This is a genomic window from Mucilaginibacter sp. SG538B (assembly GCF_013376065.1).
Classification (GTDB): domain Bacteria; phylum Bacteroidota; class Bacteroidia; order Sphingobacteriales; family Sphingobacteriaceae; genus Mucilaginibacter; species Mucilaginibacter rubeus.
In genome coordinates this window covers 2,082,655-2,101,034 of sequence record NZ_JABMJI010000001.1, presented here as the reverse complement: position 1 = coordinate 2,101,034, position 18,380 = coordinate 2,082,655, and the positions used below count along the sequence as shown (strand labels likewise).

The 18,380-nt window shown below is 42.5% G+C and carries 16 protein-coding genes; 7 read left to right on the top strand and 9 right to left on the bottom strand.

Annotation, left to right across the window (positions count from 1 at the left end; translation table 11 throughout):
- Positions 1–85: 85 nt before the first annotated feature.
- On the top strand, positions 86–247 hold the full coding sequence (locus FHW88_RS08410) for a hypothetical protein (RefSeq protein WP_176624586.1): 162 nt from the start codon (positions 86–88) through the stop codon (positions 245–247).
- 291 nt (positions 248–538) lie between these two features.
- On the opposite strand, the gene FHW88_RS08405 is transcribed toward FHW88_RS08410, so the two are convergent.
- The 3 genes from FHW88_RS08405 to FHW88_RS08395 form a co-directional block, all read right to left on the bottom strand.
- A complete protein-coding gene (locus FHW88_RS08405) occupies positions 539–1,243 on the bottom strand; it encodes an NUDIX hydrolase (RefSeq protein WP_090525482.1) in 705 nt (234 codons plus the stop codon).
- Between the two features lie 173 nt (positions 1,244–1,416).
- Positions 1,417–3,177 carry an ABC transporter ATP-binding protein gene (locus FHW88_RS08400; RefSeq protein ID WP_176624584.1) on the bottom strand — a complete coding sequence of 587 codons (1,761 nt, stop codon included), beginning with the start codon at positions 3,175–3,177 and terminating at the stop codon, positions 1,417–1,419.
- Positions 3,178–3,211: 34 nt separating this feature from the next.
- A complete protein-coding gene (locus FHW88_RS08395; RefSeq protein WP_090525478.1) occupies positions 3,212–4,966 on the bottom strand; it encodes an ABC transporter ATP-binding protein in 1,755 nt (584 codons plus the stop codon).
- Between the two features lie 247 nt (positions 4,967–5,213).
- Here FHW88_RS08395 and FHW88_RS08390 point away from each other — a divergent pair, with 247 nt between their 5' ends.
- The 5 genes from FHW88_RS08390 to FHW88_RS08370 all read left to right on the top strand — a co-directional run bounded on the left by FHW88_RS08390 (position 5,214) and on the right by FHW88_RS08370 (position 10,538).
- Positions 5,214–5,846, top strand: a complete 633-nt coding sequence (locus tag FHW88_RS08390; protein WP_090525477.1) for a MarR family winged helix-turn-helix transcriptional regulator — start codon at positions 5,214–5,216, stop codon at positions 5,844–5,846.
- Between the two features lie 27 nt (positions 5,847–5,873).
- Positions 5,874–6,473 carry a GNAT family N-acetyltransferase gene (locus tag FHW88_RS08385; RefSeq protein WP_176624582.1) on the top strand — a complete coding sequence of 200 codons (600 nt, stop codon included), beginning with the start codon at positions 5,874–5,876 and terminating at the stop codon, positions 6,471–6,473.
- A 105-nt stretch (positions 6,474–6,578) separates the two neighbouring features.
- A complete protein-coding gene (locus FHW88_RS08380) occupies positions 6,579–7,268 on the top strand; it encodes an ABC transporter ATP-binding protein (RefSeq protein ID WP_176624580.1) in 690 nt (229 codons plus the stop codon).
- 4 nt (positions 7,269–7,272) lie between these two features.
- On the top strand, positions 7,273–9,831 hold the full coding sequence (locus FHW88_RS08375; protein WP_218117143.1) for an ABC transporter permease: 2,559 nt from the start codon (positions 7,273–7,275) through the stop codon (positions 9,829–9,831).
- Positions 9,832–9,851: 20 nt separating this feature from the next.
- Entirely contained in the window at positions 9,852–10,538 is a 687-nt protein-coding gene (locus tag FHW88_RS08370; protein WP_176624578.1) for an arylesterase, read from the top strand.
- A 57-nt stretch (positions 10,539–10,595) separates the two neighbouring features.
- Here FHW88_RS08370 and FHW88_RS08365 read toward each other — a convergent pair whose 3' ends face one another.
- Both FHW88_RS08365 and FHW88_RS08360 read right to left on the bottom strand, forming a co-directional pair.
- The gene (locus tag FHW88_RS08365; RefSeq protein WP_090525468.1) at positions 10,596–11,609 is read right to left on the bottom strand and encodes a LacI family DNA-binding transcriptional regulator; all 1,014 of its coding nucleotides are present in this window, start codon (positions 11,607–11,609) and stop codon (positions 10,596–10,598) included.
- Positions 11,610–11,800: 191 nt separating this feature from the next.
- The gene (locus tag FHW88_RS08360) at positions 11,801–12,604 is read right to left on the bottom strand and encodes a hypothetical protein (protein ID WP_176624576.1); all 804 of its coding nucleotides are present in this window, start codon (positions 12,602–12,604) and stop codon (positions 11,801–11,803) included.
- Positions 12,605–12,880: 276 nt separating this feature from the next.
- Between FHW88_RS08360 and FHW88_RS08355 the strand changes: the two genes are divergently transcribed.
- Entirely contained in the window at positions 12,881–14,188 is a 1,308-nt protein-coding gene (locus tag FHW88_RS08355) for a PQQ-dependent sugar dehydrogenase (RefSeq protein WP_255485229.1), read from the top strand.
- A gap of 254 nt (positions 14,189–14,442) precedes the next feature.
- Here the strand turns inward: FHW88_RS08355 and FHW88_RS08350 are convergent, their stop codons facing one another.
- Genes FHW88_RS08350 through FHW88_RS08335 form a run of 4 tightly spaced genes read right to left on the bottom strand, consistent with a single transcriptional unit; the run spans position 14,443 to position 18,261 of the window.
- Entirely contained in the window at positions 14,443–14,913 is a 471-nt protein-coding gene (locus FHW88_RS08350; protein ID WP_176624574.1) for a RidA family protein, read from the bottom strand.
- Positions 14,914–14,958: 45 nt separating this feature from the next.
- Positions 14,959–16,692, bottom strand: a complete 1,734-nt coding sequence (locus FHW88_RS08345; RefSeq protein ID WP_176624572.1) for a carboxypeptidase-like regulatory domain-containing protein — start codon at positions 16,690–16,692, stop codon at positions 14,959–14,961.
- Complete coding sequence (locus FHW88_RS08340; protein ID WP_176624570.1) at positions 16,692–17,654, bottom strand: FecR family protein; 963 nt, start codon at positions 17,652–17,654, stop codon at positions 16,692–16,694. Before FHW88_RS08340 ends, FHW88_RS08345 begins: the two co-directional genes overlap by 1 nt.
- Before the next feature lies 1 nt (position 17,655).
- The gene (locus FHW88_RS08335) at positions 17,656–18,261 is read right to left on the bottom strand and encodes an RNA polymerase sigma-70 factor (RefSeq protein ID WP_176624568.1); all 606 of its coding nucleotides are present in this window, start codon (positions 18,259–18,261) and stop codon (positions 17,656–17,658) included.
- Positions 18,262–18,380 lie beyond the last annotated feature (119 nt).

The following is an 18,380-nucleotide window of genomic DNA, read 5'->3' as shown; positions in this document are numbered from 1 at the left end:
GCCCGGTCAATTTTATAATTAGCTGCGTTTAATTTATAACTAAGCTCAAGTTGCTTTTCCGCGGATCATAAACTTCAAGAGCATTTTGGATGGTGTATTTCTGATCGTCGTGTTGCCATCGTTTGGCAATGGTTTTGGGAACTATCTCCGTGTTAACAGTGTCAGCAACATGGCTATCTATAAAACCCCACCAGCAGGTCCGGATGATAATAAAAAACACATGTTAAAACCGGACACACGCAACTAACAGGGGTTAACACGACTTAACACATTTTAAATACCAAGCATTCAAATACCTAATAATCAATTATTTATATTTTACAGGGTTAACACTAAACAGATTTTCTGAGTAGTCCCATACATTCGAATGTTGCCTGCCATTGGTAAAAGCATGCTGATAAGACCCCGACGAATTTAACCCGCATCAGGTCATAAAACAAGGGTCATTTGATGCTAATAGCTAACCGACATCATCTCGTCAGCTATATAAACAACAAGGCGTTGTCACTAAAATATTAAAACGCATTTGTCCTGCATGTTAAAAAAACTTATCAGGGTTGGGCACCAGGTTCAGGAACTTTTCAAAATTTTCCTCGTAATGTGACTGATCAAGTTTGTAGTAAAATGCACCTTTTTTTGATGAAAGCTTATCCTTTTCAGGGAGCTTTACAAGCAAACCTGTTGAAAGCAGCTTACGGCTAAAGTTCCTGTCATCAAACTTGGTTTGATAAACTCCTTCATAAAGGGCCTGTAATTGCGGAATGGTGAACTTTTCCGGAAGCAATTGAAATAAAATCGGGTGAAGCGCGGCTTTATAGCGCAGTTGTCTTTTAGCGAGGCGCACCATTTCATTATGGTCAAAGATCAAATCGGGCATCTCATCCAGTAAAAACCATTCGGGGTGATATTCTTCACTTAGTTGGGCCTCATATTTATGGATGTCGATAAGCGCGAAATAAGCAACGGAAAGGGTCCTTTCTACCGGGTCACGTTCCGGTTTACCGAATACCTGGAACTGCTCCATATACACATTCTTAAGCCCGGTGCGCAATTCAAGCACACGGTTTGCAGCGTCTTCGGGTGATTCGGTTGGTTTTATAAAACCACCTATCAGGCTCCACTTGTGTTTTTCGGGCTCAAGGCCACGCTGAACAAGCAATAACTTAATATTTGCCCCGTCGAATCCAAATATGATACAATCTGTTGCAACTAAAATGCGCGTTTCGCCGCTGTACTTATGCATAACTTAGGTTAAGTTTATATGCAATTGTAAAAATAATTTAGCAATTATTTAGTGTTGATCGGACAACTATTTTATATACCGGCAATTTATCTCCAAAATTTAAAACGATTTATCAAGTCCGGATAAAAAACAAGGCAAAACCATGATACCGCATATCCATATCCCAAGAAAGATCAGCTTACCCTCTTTCCTTGCAACAATAAATCCATAGCGTCATCAAATGATCCAGCCCTGATCACCTCACCCGAGTTTACAAAAAAGATCTCATCAGCATTTTCAATCGTATTTAAACGATGTGCTATTATTACCCTTGTAGTAGTTTTTGGCAGGTTATCCAAAATGTCGCTCAGCAATTTTTCGGTAATGGTATCAATGTTGGCTGTTGCCTCATCCAGTATCAAAATTTCCGGGTTGCGTAAAACAGCCCGCATAAAGGCAATAAGCTGCTTCTGGCCCAAGCTAATGCTGTCGCCGCCTGATAGAACTTTGGTGTCCAACCCTTCTTCAAAAATTGCCAGCAGGCTGCCCAGGTTGGCATCCCTGATCACCTGTTCCATTTCTTCGTTGGTATGATCTTGAAAAAGCTCGTTGCCATAAAGGATATTATCTCTTACCGTGCCTGTAAACAGGAACGGCTCCTGTAAAATAAAGCCTATTTTTCGGCTGCGTTCCTCGGCCGTAAAACTCCTGATATCTTTCCCGCCAAGTAACACCAACCCTTTAGTAGGGTCATACAAACGTGCTATTAATGAAGCCGTTGTTGTTTTGCCGCCACCTGTGGGGCCAACCAAGGCATAGGTTTTGCCACGCTCTAATTTAAAGCAGATATTATGGAGGATCTCCCGGCTTTCATCATAACTAAAGTGCACATGTCTGAACTCTAATAAAGCAGCATCTGGTTCGTTAATGCCTGCCTGCAGCACGGGTAAATCGGTTTCAAGGGATAAGATCTGCGAGATCCTGTCCCAGCCCGCCATCGCCAGCTGAAAGTTTGTCCATAAAGCAGCTAATTGCCTTAACGGGTTATAAAAATTGGTAGCATATGATAAGTAGCTCACCAGCAACCCGATAGAGAACATACCTTTACTGATCAGGTAGATACCAAAGCACAGGACGGTAAGCTGGGCCATACTGGCAAATAAACCATATACCGGCACAAACACGTTGTTAGCCAGGCCCGATCCGATAGCTGTTTTATAGTTTTGATTGTTAGCTATGTCAAAACGCTTCCTGAAATAATCGCGCCGGTTAAAAGCGATGATCACTTTAAAATTATTAATGCTCTCCTGGATCTCACCGCTCAATGCACCTGTACTTTTCAAATTTGCTGCATTTTTCCTTTTTATCCATGGTGATAATACCAGCGTTAAAAACAGAATGACCAAGGCCGGAGATAAAGCAGCCGCTCCCAGCTCAATATTGATAGCCAGCAAAAAAATACCGGCGCCGATCATAATAGAGATATTGCCGATAAACTGCATCAATGACTGGGAAAAGAATTGATTAAGCTTATCGGTATCGTTGTTAACCCTCGATATCAGGTCGCCGGCCTTGTTCTGATTAAAAAAGGCTACCGGCAATTGCTGTAACTTATTAAAGATAGAATTGCGCAAGGTAAACAACATCCTTTGCCCCACCCCTCCCATCAGCGTGGTTTGCTTATAGCTGGTAAATAAAGCTACCAGGTACATACAAAATAAAATAGCCGCATTATGTAAAACCCCGCTAAAATCCTTGTGCTGCACATATTTGTCAATGGTATGACCGATAATAAGCGGCCCAAGCAGGTTAAGTGTGGAGTTAACAAGGATGGCAAAAAAAGCAATGATGAGCGTACGCTTTTCATGAGCTATCAGCTGCAGCAGCTTTTTTAACCCGGCCAGCGTAGAAGTTTTTGGCTGATTTTTACCTAATTGGTTAAGATCGTAGTTCATTATAATCAATATTTTTCAGGCGCTAACTTTATGTTTAATGGCTAACACCCTGTTCGTAATTGCTGGTGCTTTGCTGTGAATTAAAGATCTGTACATAATCCGGACTGGTTTTCATCAGCTCATCATGCACGCCGCTGGCTACTATTTCGCCTTGCATCAGCAAAATGATCTGGTCGTAATGTTCAACAGAGGCAATCTTTTGGGTTACCGATATCAGTGTTAAACCTGGATAGTTCTTTTGAATATTTGCCAGGATCTTCCTTTCGGTATTGTTATCAACCCTGGCAGTAAAATCATCAAGCAGCAAAACCTTTGGATTAACTGCAAGTGCCCGGGCAAGCATAATGCGTTGCTTTTGTCCGCCCGAAAGGCTTGAGCCCCGTTCAGAAACAATAGTGCTCAATTTGTCGGGCAGGTTATCGATAAACGTACTTAACTCGGCTGTTTCAATCGCTTTTTGAAGCGATTCATCAGTCACCGTATCGCTGAAAGCGATATTTTCACGAATGCTCATATTAAAGATAATGCTATCCTGAAAAACAAAGCCAACCTGCCGGTGAAAGGTTTCACTGTCATATTCGGCAAGGGCTTTGCCGTCAAACAACACTTCACCTTCGGTAGCATTGATCAAGCCGGTGAGCAGGTACAATAATTGCGTTTTACCGGCAGATGTAGGCCCGATGATGGCGATCTTTGAACCTGCCTTAACTTTAAATGAGATGTTTTTCAGCGCCGATTTTTGGCCGTAGCTTATTGTAACGTTCCTCAGTTCCACATCGCCGCGCAAAGTATCCTTCAACGGGCCACCGTCGGTAACATCCGGCGCATTCAAAACCATGCTGATCCTCGTAAATGAAGCCGTAGCCTGGGCTATCAGGTTGCTCATGAAACCTAAAATGAATATCGGAAATATCAATAACGACAGGTAGCTGTTGAAAGCCGCGAAACTACCCAGGGTCATGCTGCCGCTGATTACGAAATGCCCGCCCATTACCAAAATAGTAAATGCTGCCATGTTAGCGGTAAACGTTACAATGGGAATGAGCCCGGCAAAAAAACCAAGGATCTTTAAACCGTAATCCTTTGCTTCGGTATTGGCGGCGAGGAATTTATTGTATTCCAACTGCTGCGAGTTGATCACCCTGATGAGTGCTGCGCCGAGTATGCTCTCGTTAATTACCTTATTAAGCTGGTCGATAACGCCGCGGCTTTTCATAAACAACGCGCGCACGTTTTTCAAAACGTAAAAAAAAGTACCGCCAATGATGGGAATAATAGTGATCACAACCAGCGCAAGTTTCCAGTTAATGGTGAGCAGCATAACACTGCAGCCAATAATGATAAATAGCGACGATACAATAGAAACCAAAGCCTGCGATACGAATAGTTTGATCGAATCGATATCCGAAGTAAGGTTAGTTAACAGTTTTGAAGGGTTTGCCTGCTCGATAAAAGCATGGGTTTGGCGGGATATTTTATCAGCCAGTTGCTGCCTGAGATCACGCGCTACTTTTTCAGATGCATATATTTGCACAATTGCCTGTAAGCCTGCAAACAAAAATACCACAATTGTCGCCGTCAGAAATTTGGCCATAACCTCGTTTATCACAAAATGATGATTGGAGTAGGCATCAATACCGTTAGCTATAATTTTAGGCAGCCAAAGGTTCATGGCGTTGCCCAGTAAAGCAAATAACAGTAACAGCGCCACAAGCCCTTTATATGGTTTCAGCAAACTAAATACGCCGGGAGGTTTATTGTTTGTTTTTTTTGTAGGATCAGGTTGCATAGTGATCTTGATTTATAATTCTCTTTTGCGGGTATCAAATCGCGCTTTTATTATAGTTGACGACTGAACCTGCAAAACATTTTTATTTCAATCTAAAATTATCGAAATAAATCAGAACGGAACGGTAAGCCATTCTCATTTTCCATATATTTCTATTTCGATATAGTTTGACAAATATATTTCTATTTGGGAATAATTAAAACATTTTAGAAATAAATTTATAATTTTACACCTAAACCGGAATAAAATGAAACCAATAGTGCAATTAGTTGAGGAATGGACTGCTTTTGAAGAAGTAAGCGAACAACCTACTGTAGAAGCATTTTGCAGATACTACCTGCAAAAGCAACGCCCAAAGCCTAAACAAGCCGGCAAAAAAGGTGAGCGCATCATGAACGGCGCATACTTGCTTAAAACCCTCGGCCGCATCCTGAGCGCTTATTCACTTTATTTCCGGTCGGCAGTTAACCACATCGGCATCCCTCCTGCCGAAAGTTTCTATTACCTAAATGGTTTACTTCACCTTGGGGAGGTAAGAAAAAGCGACCTGATCAACTATATGTTTGCCGAAACAACAACCGGCATGGAAGTCATTAACCGGCTCATCCGGGAAAACAAGATAGATGAACGAACCTCCCCCGATGACAAACGGGCTAAGCTGATCAAAATAACCGAGAAGGGTATTGCGGCTCTTGACGAATATTATAAGATCTCTGGAAAAGTGGTGGAAATGACTTTTAAAGGTATCGATGATGATATTTTAACCGATTGCTATGAAATGCTAAAATATTGTGAGCAGCGGAACTCGGCTGTTGCCATCGAACTAAAAAATAAACCTTTTGACCAGATGTATGAGCTTGCAATGGCAGATAAAGCTTAACTTCAGTACCAGTAACAACAATTGACGATGAGCACTGCATTCCACCCCGAAGCAACCTATGTTTTAGAAGACGACAGGGTACTATTACGCCCCTTGCAGGAAACTGACCTTGACCACCTGCTCCCTTTTGCCATCAATGAACCCGACACCTGGAATTACTCACTCACAAGTGCTGCCGGCGAGGATGGCATGCGAGCTTATATTAAAGCAGCTGCTAATGGCCGCACTACAGGTAGGGAATATCCTTTTATAATTTTTGATAAAGCAAGCGGCGGGTATGCAGGCAGTACCCGTTTCTATGATATTCAGCCTGCCTATCAAACCTTACAGTTAGGCTATACCTGGTATGGCGAAAAGTTCAGGGGTACGGGACTTAATAAACATTATAAATTTTTGCTGCTTCAATTGGCTTTTGACCAACTGGGAATAGAGCGTGTGGAATTCAGGGCCGATGCTCGAAACGAGCGAAGCATAGCTGCCATGAAAAGCATTGGTTGTACAGTTGAAGGCGTTTTGCGAAATCATACGCCTCTTGCCAATGGCAGCCGCCGTGACTCGATTGTGCTGAGTATTTTAAAAGACGAATGGGAAAATAAACTAAGAGACAGCTTGAAAAGCCGCCTTTAAACTCAATGTCAGCTAAAAGTAAAGATGGCATAATACTTGGACATTCAATGGCCGGGCGTGGTAACAACCCCGGCTTTTTTGTATCTATACCATAAAAAAACATCTGTGGACAATATCCTCAATATCTCTGATTTAAGTAAAACATACCAAAGTGCCGGTCGTACGCTCACCGTGCTCGATCAAATAAATTTTTCGGTGGCGGCAGGTTCAACCAATGCTATAGTTGGGCCATCAGGCAGCGGAAAAACCACCCTGCTTGGCCTTTGTGCCGGGCTCGACCGCTCAACTTCAGGCACTGTTGAGCTTAATGGTATTAACCTTAATAAGCTTACTGAAGATCAGCGTGCACAAGTGCGGAATCAGCATGTAGGTTTCATATTCCAGAATTTCCAGTTGCTACCTACACTTACTGCGCTCGAAAACGTCATGGTGCCACTTGAGCTTAGAGGCGAAAAAAACATCAAAGCAAGGGCTTGGGATCTTTTAGATAAAGTGGGCTTATCAGAGCGCGGACATCATTACCCGCTCCAGCTTTCGGGTGGTGAACAGCAACGTGTATCATTGGCTCGTGCTTTTTCAAATGCCCCCCGGATCCTCTTTGCCGACGAGCCTACGGGAAACCTCGATGCAGAAACCAGTGACAAGGTGATCAAACTCATTTTCGACCTGAATAAGGAAGCGGGTACTACACTTGTAGTGGTGACCCATGATCTTGAGTTGGCAGCCAAAACCCAGCGCATCATCAGGATCAAAGGCGGCAAACTGATTGCCGACGAAAAAACCATTAACGGATAAGCTAATGGATAATACTGCTATTGATTTCAAAAGAAAAATAAATATCCCCTGGCTGTTTCGGATGGCCTGGCGCGATAGCCGGCGCAACCGGTCAAGGCTGTTCCTTTTTATATCGGCCATCGTATTTGGGATTGCTGCGCTGGTGGCTATTTATTCGTTCAAATACAATGTACAGAATGATGTGAACGATCAGGCCGCTACGCTGATTGGTGCCGACTTATCTATTTCCGGCAACAAACCGGTCGACGATAAATTAAAGCATATGCTCGATTCATTAGGCGACGACCGCTCACAGGAACGAAGCTTTGCGTCCATGGCTTATTTTCCGCGCACCAATGGTACCCGGTTGGTGCAGATCAGGGCTTTACACGGAGATTTCCCCTACTACGGCACTTTAGAAACCACACCCGAGGTAGCCGGACTTACCTTCAAGAAAGGCAGAATGGCGTTGGTTGATAAAACCCTGATGCTACAGTTTAATGCTAAAGTGGGTGATTCTGTGAAAGTAGGTAACCTCAACTTCCAGATTGCCGGTATCCTGAATAAAGCACCAGGCCAAAGCGGTGTAATGGCGGGTATTGCCCCCGTAGTTTATATCCCCATGCAATACCTGGAGCAAACCGGGCTTGTAAAAATTGGCAGCCGGGTTAATTATAGTTTTTATTATAAGTTTAATTCGTCGGTTAATGTAGATAAGATCGGGAAAAAGATCGATCCTATGCTTGACAAGGCAGGGATGCGCTTTGAAACCATCGAAACAAAAAAAGACAATACGGGGCGAGCCTTCGGTGATCTAAGCCGTTTTTTATCGCTGGTTGGTTTTGTAGCCTTATTATTAGGTTGCGTTGGTGTAGCCAGCGCAATCCATATTTATGTAAAAGAAAAAATTGCATCGATAGCTATTATGCGTTGTCTTGGTGTTAAATCATCCGAAGCATTTTTGATTTACCTGATACAAATTGTAGGCATCGGGATTATCGGTTCTGTTACCGGGGCTATATTGGGTACCGCTGTTCAACATTTACTCCCCATTGTATTTAAGGACTTTTTACCGTTTACCATTTCCGTACAAATTTCGTGGATGGCTATTGGCCAGGGTATTTTACTGGGTGTGATTATCTCTATACTATTTGCTTTACTACCTTTAATCTCCGTTCGCAATATCTCGCCGCTCAATACGCTTCGTATCTCGTTTGATGAAAGTGGCAACAGGCGTGATCCTTTGCGTTGGCTCGTGTATTTGCTGATACTGGTATTTGTGATAGCATTTACATATTTACAATTAGACAGCATCATTGGCAGTATCCTGTTTACGTTAGGAATCCTGATTGCCTTTATGATCCTTACGGCAACAGCCTGGCTATTAATGCGTATCACAAAAGCAATAGTAAAAGGCTCATGGAGCTACTTATGGAGACAGGGATTTGCGAATTTATACCGCCCCAATAATCAAACCATTATTCTTATCGTATCCATTGGTTTAAGTACCATGTTTATTTGTACACTTTATTTTGTGCAGACATTATTGGTACAGCAAGTCAATCTTTCTACAAGCGGCAATCAATCAAACATGATATTGTTTGATATTCAGAGCAGCCAGGAAAAAGGGGTTGTTCAGTTAACAAAGCAACAGGGACTTCCTGTGCTGCAACAAGTGCCTATTGTTACGATGCGTATTGAACAAATCAACGGTAAAACGGCCGCCGACCTTGCAAAAGACACTACTATTAAAATACAGCATGGTGTGTTTACCTGGGAGTACCGTGTAACGTTCAGAGATTCGTTAACATCATCAGAGAAATTGCTGGATGGCAAATGGATTGGCAAAGCCGATCCTTCAAAAGAAATCCCGGTATCTGTTGAAGAAAACCTCTCTAAACGGGGCAACCTTAAAATTGGCGACAAAATAGTATTTAATGTGCAGGGCGTACAAATGCCGGCATATGTTGCCAGTATCCGCAAGGTTAACTGGGGTAAGGTACAAACCAATTTTCAGGTGGTTTTTCCGAAGGGAATACTTGAGGGTGCACCGCAATTTCATGTGTTGATGACACACGTGCCATCAAACAAGGTATCAGCAGCTTTTCAGCAGGTTGTAGTAAGGGCTTATCCTAACGTTTCGATAATTGATCTGGGGCTAATTTTAAGTGTTGTTGATGAGCTGTTAAGTAAAATCAGCTACGTTATACGTTTCATGAGCGCGTTCAGTATTATAACAGGTATTGTGGTACTAATAGCATCTGTGCGGATCAGCAAATATCAGCGCATCCAGGAAAGTGTTTTATTGCGTACGCTTGGTGCAAGCCGTAAACAAATATTCACTATAACAGCGTTGGAGTATTGGTTTTTGGGCAGCCTGTCGGCCTTAACCGGAATCCTGATAGCTTTTGCGGGTACTTATTTCCTGGCAAAATATAGTTTTGAAATACCATACAGTGTGAATATATTACCAGCACTTGTGCTATTTTTAATAGTAAGTTTGCTGACGGTTGTTATTGGCTTACTGAATAGCCGTGGGGTATTAAACAAACCGCCGCTTGAGATTTTAAGAACAAACGCCTGAGCGCATTGTATTTATTTTATATGAACAAAGTTACATTAAGCGGTATCTTGCTTGCGGCCCTCACAATGGCAGGTTGCGGCGATGGTGCTAAATCATCAAACAATGATCAGGCGCAAGCTGCCACAGAAAATGTCAAAACCGATTCGGCATCAAAGAAAATTGTTTTGTTTTTTGGTGATAGCCTCACTGCCGGGTACGGCCTCGATGATCCTGCAGATGCATTTCCCGGCGTTATCAGTCGCCGGGTTGATTCATTAAAATTACCGTATAAAGTAATAAATGCCGGACTAAGCGGCGAAACTACCGCAGGCGGCAATGGCCGCATAGACTGGCTGTTAAAGCAAAAAGTAGACGTTTTTGTATTAGAGCTTGGCGCCAACGATGGCCTTCGTGGCATCCCGGTAAGCGAAACCGCCAAAAATCTTCAGTCCATAGTAGATAAGGTAAAAGCCAAATATCCTGATGCTAAACTTGTTTTGCTGGGCATGCAGGTACCGCCGAACATGGGCGCCGATTATACCGCTAAGTTTAAAAACGTTTTTCCCCATCTGGCTAAAAAAAACAATATGGCCCTTGTCCCCTTTTTATTGCAAGGCGTTGGAGGCGTACCCTCACTTAACCAGGGCGATGGCATCCACCCTACCGCTCAGGGTGCAAAGATTGTAGCCAATAATGTTTGGGCTATATTGAAAGATGAATTGAAATAATCAATCGTTCAGGACGTGGTGCATCATCACCCTGAATTCATTCTGCAAAATAGTTCATTAGTTTGATGAATCCCTGATAATTAGTTCGGTTGCTAATGTTATGTGTTGATTTTTTTCTTCGGGGACAGCAGCGTTAAGCCTTTCCATCAGCAGCTTGATCACGTTGTCGGCTATTTCGTCAATTGGCTGAGCTATAGCGGTAACAGCTGGGGTATACAATTCAAAAAGTTCGTAATCGTCAAACGCGATCAAAGCAATATCACCCGGTATATTTTTACCTGCCTTACGGATGGCCTTCAAGCCGCATTTGCCCAAATGATTATTGGCGAACAGAATGGCATCGACATCTTTATTTTTTTCCAGGAAGTTTGTCATTAACTTAAGCAGTTCCTGAACAGTAGTGTGAAAATCGACCTCGGTTATATTGGGTTTTAATTTGCTTTGGTGCATGGCTTTTTCATAACCTTCAAGCCTTTCTATCATTTGAGTTTGGATAGAGCTGTAAGTTATAAAAGCTATATTTTTATGTCCTTTATCAATAAGGTACTGTGTGGCGTTAAAGGTGCTGAACAGGTTATCAACCACTACATAGTCGGTAGCTACTTTAGGCAGGTAGCGGTCAAAAAGTACCACAGGGAAACCATCTTTGATCAAATCGCTGATATCCTCTTCAATATTATCGGGCGGGGTAATAATGTACCCATCAACATGCCTGTCGCGAAACATAGCTATCAGTTCGCGCGTTTTTTGCGTATCGTTATCTGTACTGCTGTAAATGATCTTATAACCGTTTTGGTAAGCAAGGTCCTCTATGCGGCGGGCTATTGTGGCAAAAAAATGATTGGAAATATCCTGCACCAGCAAGCCGATGATATTTGATTTGCCGGTGCGTAAACTTTTGGCTAACGAATTGGGTTTATAACCAACCTCTTTCACATATTGAAGTACGCGCTTCACCAACTCATCGCTGATGCGTTTTTCCTGCGCGCGACCATTAAGGATAAAAGATACCGTAGTTTTAGATATATTCAGGCTATTGGCAATGTCAACTATAGATAATTTCTTCTTCAAGGATTTAGTATTTTAAAACCAAATATATAATATAAATGGTAATGCTAAACAGGTTTAGTAGATAATAAATGGTTTATATTACTTATTAATTAATGCATGCAGGATAACTCAAAAATGCACAACAATATATAAAACAAAAAAGATCGCCCATAACAGGCGACCTTTCAGTTAATATATAGGGAGTTAGAATATTAAAACCTGCGCATGCCCCGGCCGTAATTTCCATTTTGAGAAAAACGCTCACCACCATTGCCCCTGTCATAACCGCCGCCGTTTGATGGTCGGCCACCCCAATTGCCGCGATTGTCATGACCGCCATGGTTATCATTGTTGCCATTGTTAGGCTGTCCGTTACCCCATCCGCCATGGTTACCATGGTTGTCATTGTCAGATTGGTTTCCATTACCCCAGTTACCACGGTCATGATTACCGTTGCCCCAGTTATGATTATCTCTACCATTTCCCCAGTTACCACGGTTATCATACGGATTAGGTCTTCTGCCCCAGCTTCCACGGTCACCACCCCAACCCGGGCGATAAGCATAGTCGCCTGCAGGCCTTCTGTCAAAACGGTGACCCCAGTTACCACGGTCGCCCATGTAACCGCCCCACCTTTGCCTGTAAAAATCGTGACGCAAGTATGGTCGTGGCGCTCTTACCTCGTATCGTACAGCAGTACGCCAGTTATAGTCACGGTAAGCGCCTGGCAGATAAGCACAGCTTACCCAGCGGCTGCCGTCATTGTAGTAGTAGCATCCTGCACCTACATTATAGTAAGCTTCTACTTCCGGTAAATAGTAATAATCATCGTCGTCACTAACATTTACGTTATCATCATAAACAGGCTCTTCTTCTACTACCGGCGGAGGAGGGACAGGTACGTAAACGCGATGAGCGGGGATATTGATACCAAATTGTATAGATACCTGTGCGTTGGCTTTACTGATAAATAAGCTTCCGGCTGCTATTGCTGATAATATGGCTAACTTCTTCATAATTGTAAATTTTATACAGTTAGGACGATATCTATCAGCAATGGTTTAATCAAACACAGCATTATATGCCACAACATTAGTTGATTGATACTATGTTTCACCCGCAAGCCATTTAACCCAATTTTATTTCAAACAATTAAGGCCGCAATCTATTGTTGCCAAATTTTATTAATTGATATGCTTAGATAAAAAAACAACAATGTCACTCGATTACTACAAAACAGATTTTAGGATTATAGGTATATTTACTTAATTTGATAACCATTAATCTTTACCATGAAAAACCGCAAATTATTACGTTCCATACTGCCCGTAGTCGCTATGGCAGGTATTATGTTTATTACAGCCTGCAAAAGTAATAACGACTCGAAGAAAACTGCTGATAGCACTTCCTCTCCTGCTCCATCAACAGAAAATGCAGGTCTTAAAACTCCAGAAGGCTTTAGCGCCAGTATTATTGCTGAAAAACTTGGGGGCACCCGCCATATTGCCATCACTCCACAGGGCGACATCTACGTAAAACTTACTAACGTCAAAAACAACAAGGGGATATTAATGCTTCACGAAGATGGCGGCAAGGCTACCGTAAAGAACAGCTTTGGTGCTTATAGCGGTACAGGCATGTCGATTAAAAATGGGTACCTGTATGCATCTTCAGACGAAGAGGTTTTTCGTTATAAACTCAACGACAAAAGCGAGGTTATCAATCCTGATCAGCCCGAGAAAATCGTTACAGGGCTTATCAGCCGCCACGAGCACGAAGCTAAGGCCATAACGCTTGATAACGATGGCAACATTTACGTAAACATTGGCGCTTACTCAAATGCCTGCCAGGTTGAAGACCGAAAAAAGGGTTCCCCGGGCCAAAAGGGCTGCCCTATTTTAGATTCGGCCGGAGGCATCTGGCAGTTTAAGGCTGATAAATTGAATCAGCATTATGGCGATGGTGTACGTTATGCTACCGGTCTGCGTAATGTTGTAGGTATCACCTGGAACCAGCAAAACAACCAGCTTTTTGTAATGCAGCACGGCCGCGATCAGCTTTTTGAATTCTATCCACAATATTTCACTGCTAAACAATCGGCCATATTACCTGCCGAGTGTATGTATGCGCTTAAAAAAGGAGATAATGCAGGCTGGCCTTATATGTATTACGACCAGGAACAACATAAAAAAATGCTTATGCCTGAATATGGAGGCGACGGTAAGATTGAAGGCGGAAAAGATGCTATCGACCCTGTTGCTGCTTATCCGGGCCATCTTGCCCCTAACGGCCTGTTATTTTATACCGGCGATCAGTTTCCGGTGAAATATAAAAATGGTGCATTCATAGCTTTTCATGGTTCATGGAACCGCGCTCCTGAACCGCAGGCTGGTTACTTCGTGGTATTTCAACCGTTTAAAGATGGCAAACCCGATGGGCAATGGGAAGTTTTTGCTGATGGTTTTTCTGGCTCTGCTGCTAATACTGCTTCAGGTGCTGCGGCCCACCGTCCATGCGGCTTGGCGCAAGGCCCGGATGGCTCACTTTACGTTACCGATGATGTAGCTGGAAATATTTATAAAATCACCTATAAAAAATAATAACAGACTGAAAAAAGCTCTCATTTTATTATTCATAATCTCACTTACAAGTATTGCCTCACAGGCATAAACAAGGCATAAAAACCGGCGACAAGGAAACCTGTCGTCGGTTTTTTTTAAATTAATGGCCTTTGGCAATAAGGCAAATACGGTAACTACTGCACAGGTAAAGGCAGCAAGGGTCGTCAATAAAAAATGGTAACACGTAAATCAGCCTGCGAAGTTTTTAAAACTTCGTAGGCTTAATATTAACCTCACTTCTTTTTGATAACAGCCGTCGCTTTTATCTCAATTAAAATATCATCCCTGAAAAGCTTGCTTACCTGCACCAGTGTACTTGCCGGTGGTTGCTTTGTATTCACATATCTATCCCTTATATTACGAACTACCTGCACCTGCGATGCGTCTATGATATAGTAGTTCAACTCAACCAGATCATTCATGGTCCCGCCTGCAGCCTCAACAATGTTCTTGATATTGGCAAAAACCTGTTCAGTTTGGCTCGCGAGATCACCTTTGCCGGCAAGCTTACCGGCCTGATCCAAACCAACCTGACCCGACATGATCACCATTTTATTTTTACCCAGATCAACAATTACAGCGTGAGAATAGCCAAATGGCTTACCAACTGTAGATGGGTTTAAGAAAGTTACGTCTTTATTCGAATCCTGGGCAAAACAAGCTGACGGTGCGCAGAACAAAATGAGATAAAGGAGTTTTTTCATCAGGTGATTAGTGATTTGTACAAATTTGGACATATTAAAGCACACTTACAATATCGTGATACCGGCCGACCAACCGATCCAACCTTTTGTGCGGTTACCCCAATCAATCAAACCAGGTTTGTTTTTTATGATCTGCTGAATATCGCTGTCTCCGGGATGATTGCCATAATTAGTGTAAACATTAAACGACGGCCCTGCAAAGAAGCTAACTTTTGAACCTGCCCTGAAATTGAGCAACGCGCTTACCCGGTTTATCTGATTTTGGTTTTTCCATCCTTTTGCCAATAGTAAGTGAGTCGAACCTTCAGCTGACAGTGACATATTGTTATTGAAGATAAAATCGTGACCTAAGCCAAAACCTGTGCTATAATAAACATGCTTATCTGTAAAATTAACGCCGCCTGATATGATGGAATACAGTTTGGCATTCCCCGATTTAAAGGCGATGTTTGTTGTAGTGATCTCGTTACTGTACACTTCAATTTTAGCATATCCATTACGCGAAATATTCAATAAGCCGATGCCATAACCATCAAGCGTATCGGCAATATTTACCATAGCAAATGACACGCCTTTTATCACCCGGGCTTTATTAAAAATTCCTGCTACCTGTATTCCGCTTGCTTCGTTGCCTGTAACATTGGCTATCCCCGCAATACTAAAACCTTTGTTGTTTTTCCGGGTGTAATTGTAAATACCTGCCGCCTGGATGCCTTTGCTATTGCTCACGTGGTTAAAGATCCCGGCAAGCTGAACGCCTTTAAGACTGTCTTTTACCATATTATATATACCAGCCGCCTGGATACCTTCTATGTTTTTCTGGTCGTTATTATTAATGCCGGCCAGTTGAATGCCTTTGCTGTTACCCCCAACAATATTAAAGAGCCCGGCGGCCTGTACATATTTAACTTCCTGTTTGTTGATATTAAATAGTCCGCCAAGTTCAACGCCATTAACGCCACCGTTATATCCCCCTAAAATATTGAGCGAAAAGTTATTGACTATTTGCCCGCTCATCATACCATGGCTTCCTAAACTTGGTAAAAGCGAGGTTTGTACCGGAACCGTTGAAAGATATCCACCTAAATTAAGGTTCTGTATTTTCTGGCCGGATGAAAGGAACATTCTGCCCAGCCAGCTCCTGTCTGATTTTGAATTCGCGGCATCGGCGCTGTAATAATATTCGCGTGACTTTATGGATACGTTTACATTATTTAAAAAATTGATACTGGTATCACGATATAGCTCCTTACTTACATTAAGTGTAATCATACCATTGGCTTTTATCTTGAGCTGGAAGTAACCGTTCTGATCGGTAAGGGTTGATTCCAGCGAATTTTTTTCATAAACACTGGCATTGTAAAGTTTTTTGCCGGTGATATCATCATACACGTAACCGCTGATGTAATAAACATTGCCTGGCCCGGCCAGGGTATCAGGCACAAGGGTTAACCTGTACGGGGTAGGCTGGAGTATAATATATCCCGGCGACTCCTTATAATCAACCCTGCCATGAAACAGCTCATCAAGTAAGTTTTTGATCGTTTGCCCGGATGATACTATGCTCACCACGCTATCGGTTTTGATGACATCATTGCTGTACGAAAAATAAAACTTCCCTTTTTCGCCGATAATGGTGAGGATCTCGGCTATCTTTTTTTGTTTAACATTGAGCGCTACAGTACGGTTCAGGTTATCCTGCGCCAGCGCATTGGTAATGAGCAGGCAGCCCGCCAACACGAGCATTATATAAAATAATATGCTTAGTTTCTTTTCCATCAGTTTTTGATTATGATGAGATGAGGTTTTTTGACCACTTTAACATCGCCCAGGGTTTTGCTTATGACCTCTAATATCCCATCAAGTGAATCTGCTTTAAATGTGGTTGTTATAGTCCTGTTAGCCAGTTTTTTATTATCTATCACAATATTTGCGTGATAGGCTTCATTAAGCACATCCACAAGCCGCCACAGTGGTGTTTTATTGGCTACGAACTTTTGAGTACGATAATAATTATATAGCTCATCCTGGCTGCTGCCTTTCTGCAGGCGGCCACTTTGTACCGATGCTTTCTCCTTAGGTTTTAGTTTCACCACTATCTCCTGCTGAATTACCTGCACAACGCCGGTTTCAACAATAACCTCGGTATTGGGGCCGGTAGTTTTAATATTGAACGATGTACCTACCACCTTCACAACCAGGTCATTTACGTGGATCATAAATGGTTTTGATTTGTCATGAGCCACATCAAAAAAGGCTTCCCCCTTTAATGATATCTCCCTGGTACCGCCGGTAAATCTGTCCGGGTAATTCAATACCGAGTTTTTATTCATGGTGATCGATGACCCATCTGATAAGGTAACCTTGCGTACTATATTACCGCTTTGCAGTGCAAGCATATTAACTTTTACCGGCTTGAGCAGGGTGTATAAGATACTGGCAGTGCCTAATATCACCAGCCACATAACAGCCATTTTAAGCCAGCGGTTTACCGGCTTTAAAGATTTAATTTTAGCCGGTGCTTCACCCCTGTTTTGTGCCAGCTGTTTAAATTCGGTCCATGAAGTATCGGGATCAAGCTTACTTTCTATTTTAAGTTCGCGGCTGGTATCCCAGATCAGTTTAAAATGATCGAAATATTTCCGGTTATCGTCATTTTCGCCAAGCCAGCGGTTGATGGTTTCATTCTCAACCGGCGTGGTCTCGTTCAGCATGTATTTGGTTAATAAATCGTCCATCATGTTAAATAATATTAAAAGCCCGGCTGATAACCCAAATGATCAACGGCAGGTAATCAACTAATTTGAGCCGTAATGTTTTCAGGGCCTTGCCCATCTGGTTTTCTACTGTTTTTATGGAGATGCCTAATTCATCAGCAATTTCCTGGTATTTTAAATCCTCAAACCTGCTCAGCTGAAACACTGTGCGGCATTTTTCGGGGAGGTCATTCAATGCCTGTTGTAATTTTTCCTTGAGGTCAAGCAGTTCCATACCGGCGCCCCCATCAACTTTATCCTTTGTCATATACAGTACGTGCTGCTGGTGATTAACCTTTACTTTCTGGTGCCTGAGGTTGTTAAGGCATTCGTTATAAACCGCGCCATACAAGTAGGCCTTTATCGAGCCGGTAAAATTCAGCCGTTCCTTTCGTTCCCACAGCCGCATAAAAACGTTTTGTACCATCCCCTTCGCTGTATCTTCATCTCTTAAAATAGAGATAGCGTACACATGCAACGGCCTGATGAAGTGCTTATATACCTTTTCAAAGGTCGCTTCATCGCCCGAGAGCAACAGCGGGATCAATTGTTCGCTATTTATATCCAAAATATCATCAGTTTGGGTTAACATTCAATTAAATCTTAACGCGGTAATTAATGGTTGTAAGGATGTTTATCCATTTATTTTCCTCAATCATCCGGCTGGCCCGATTATTATCGGGAGGGTAAATAAAAGTAATAAGAAGTAAT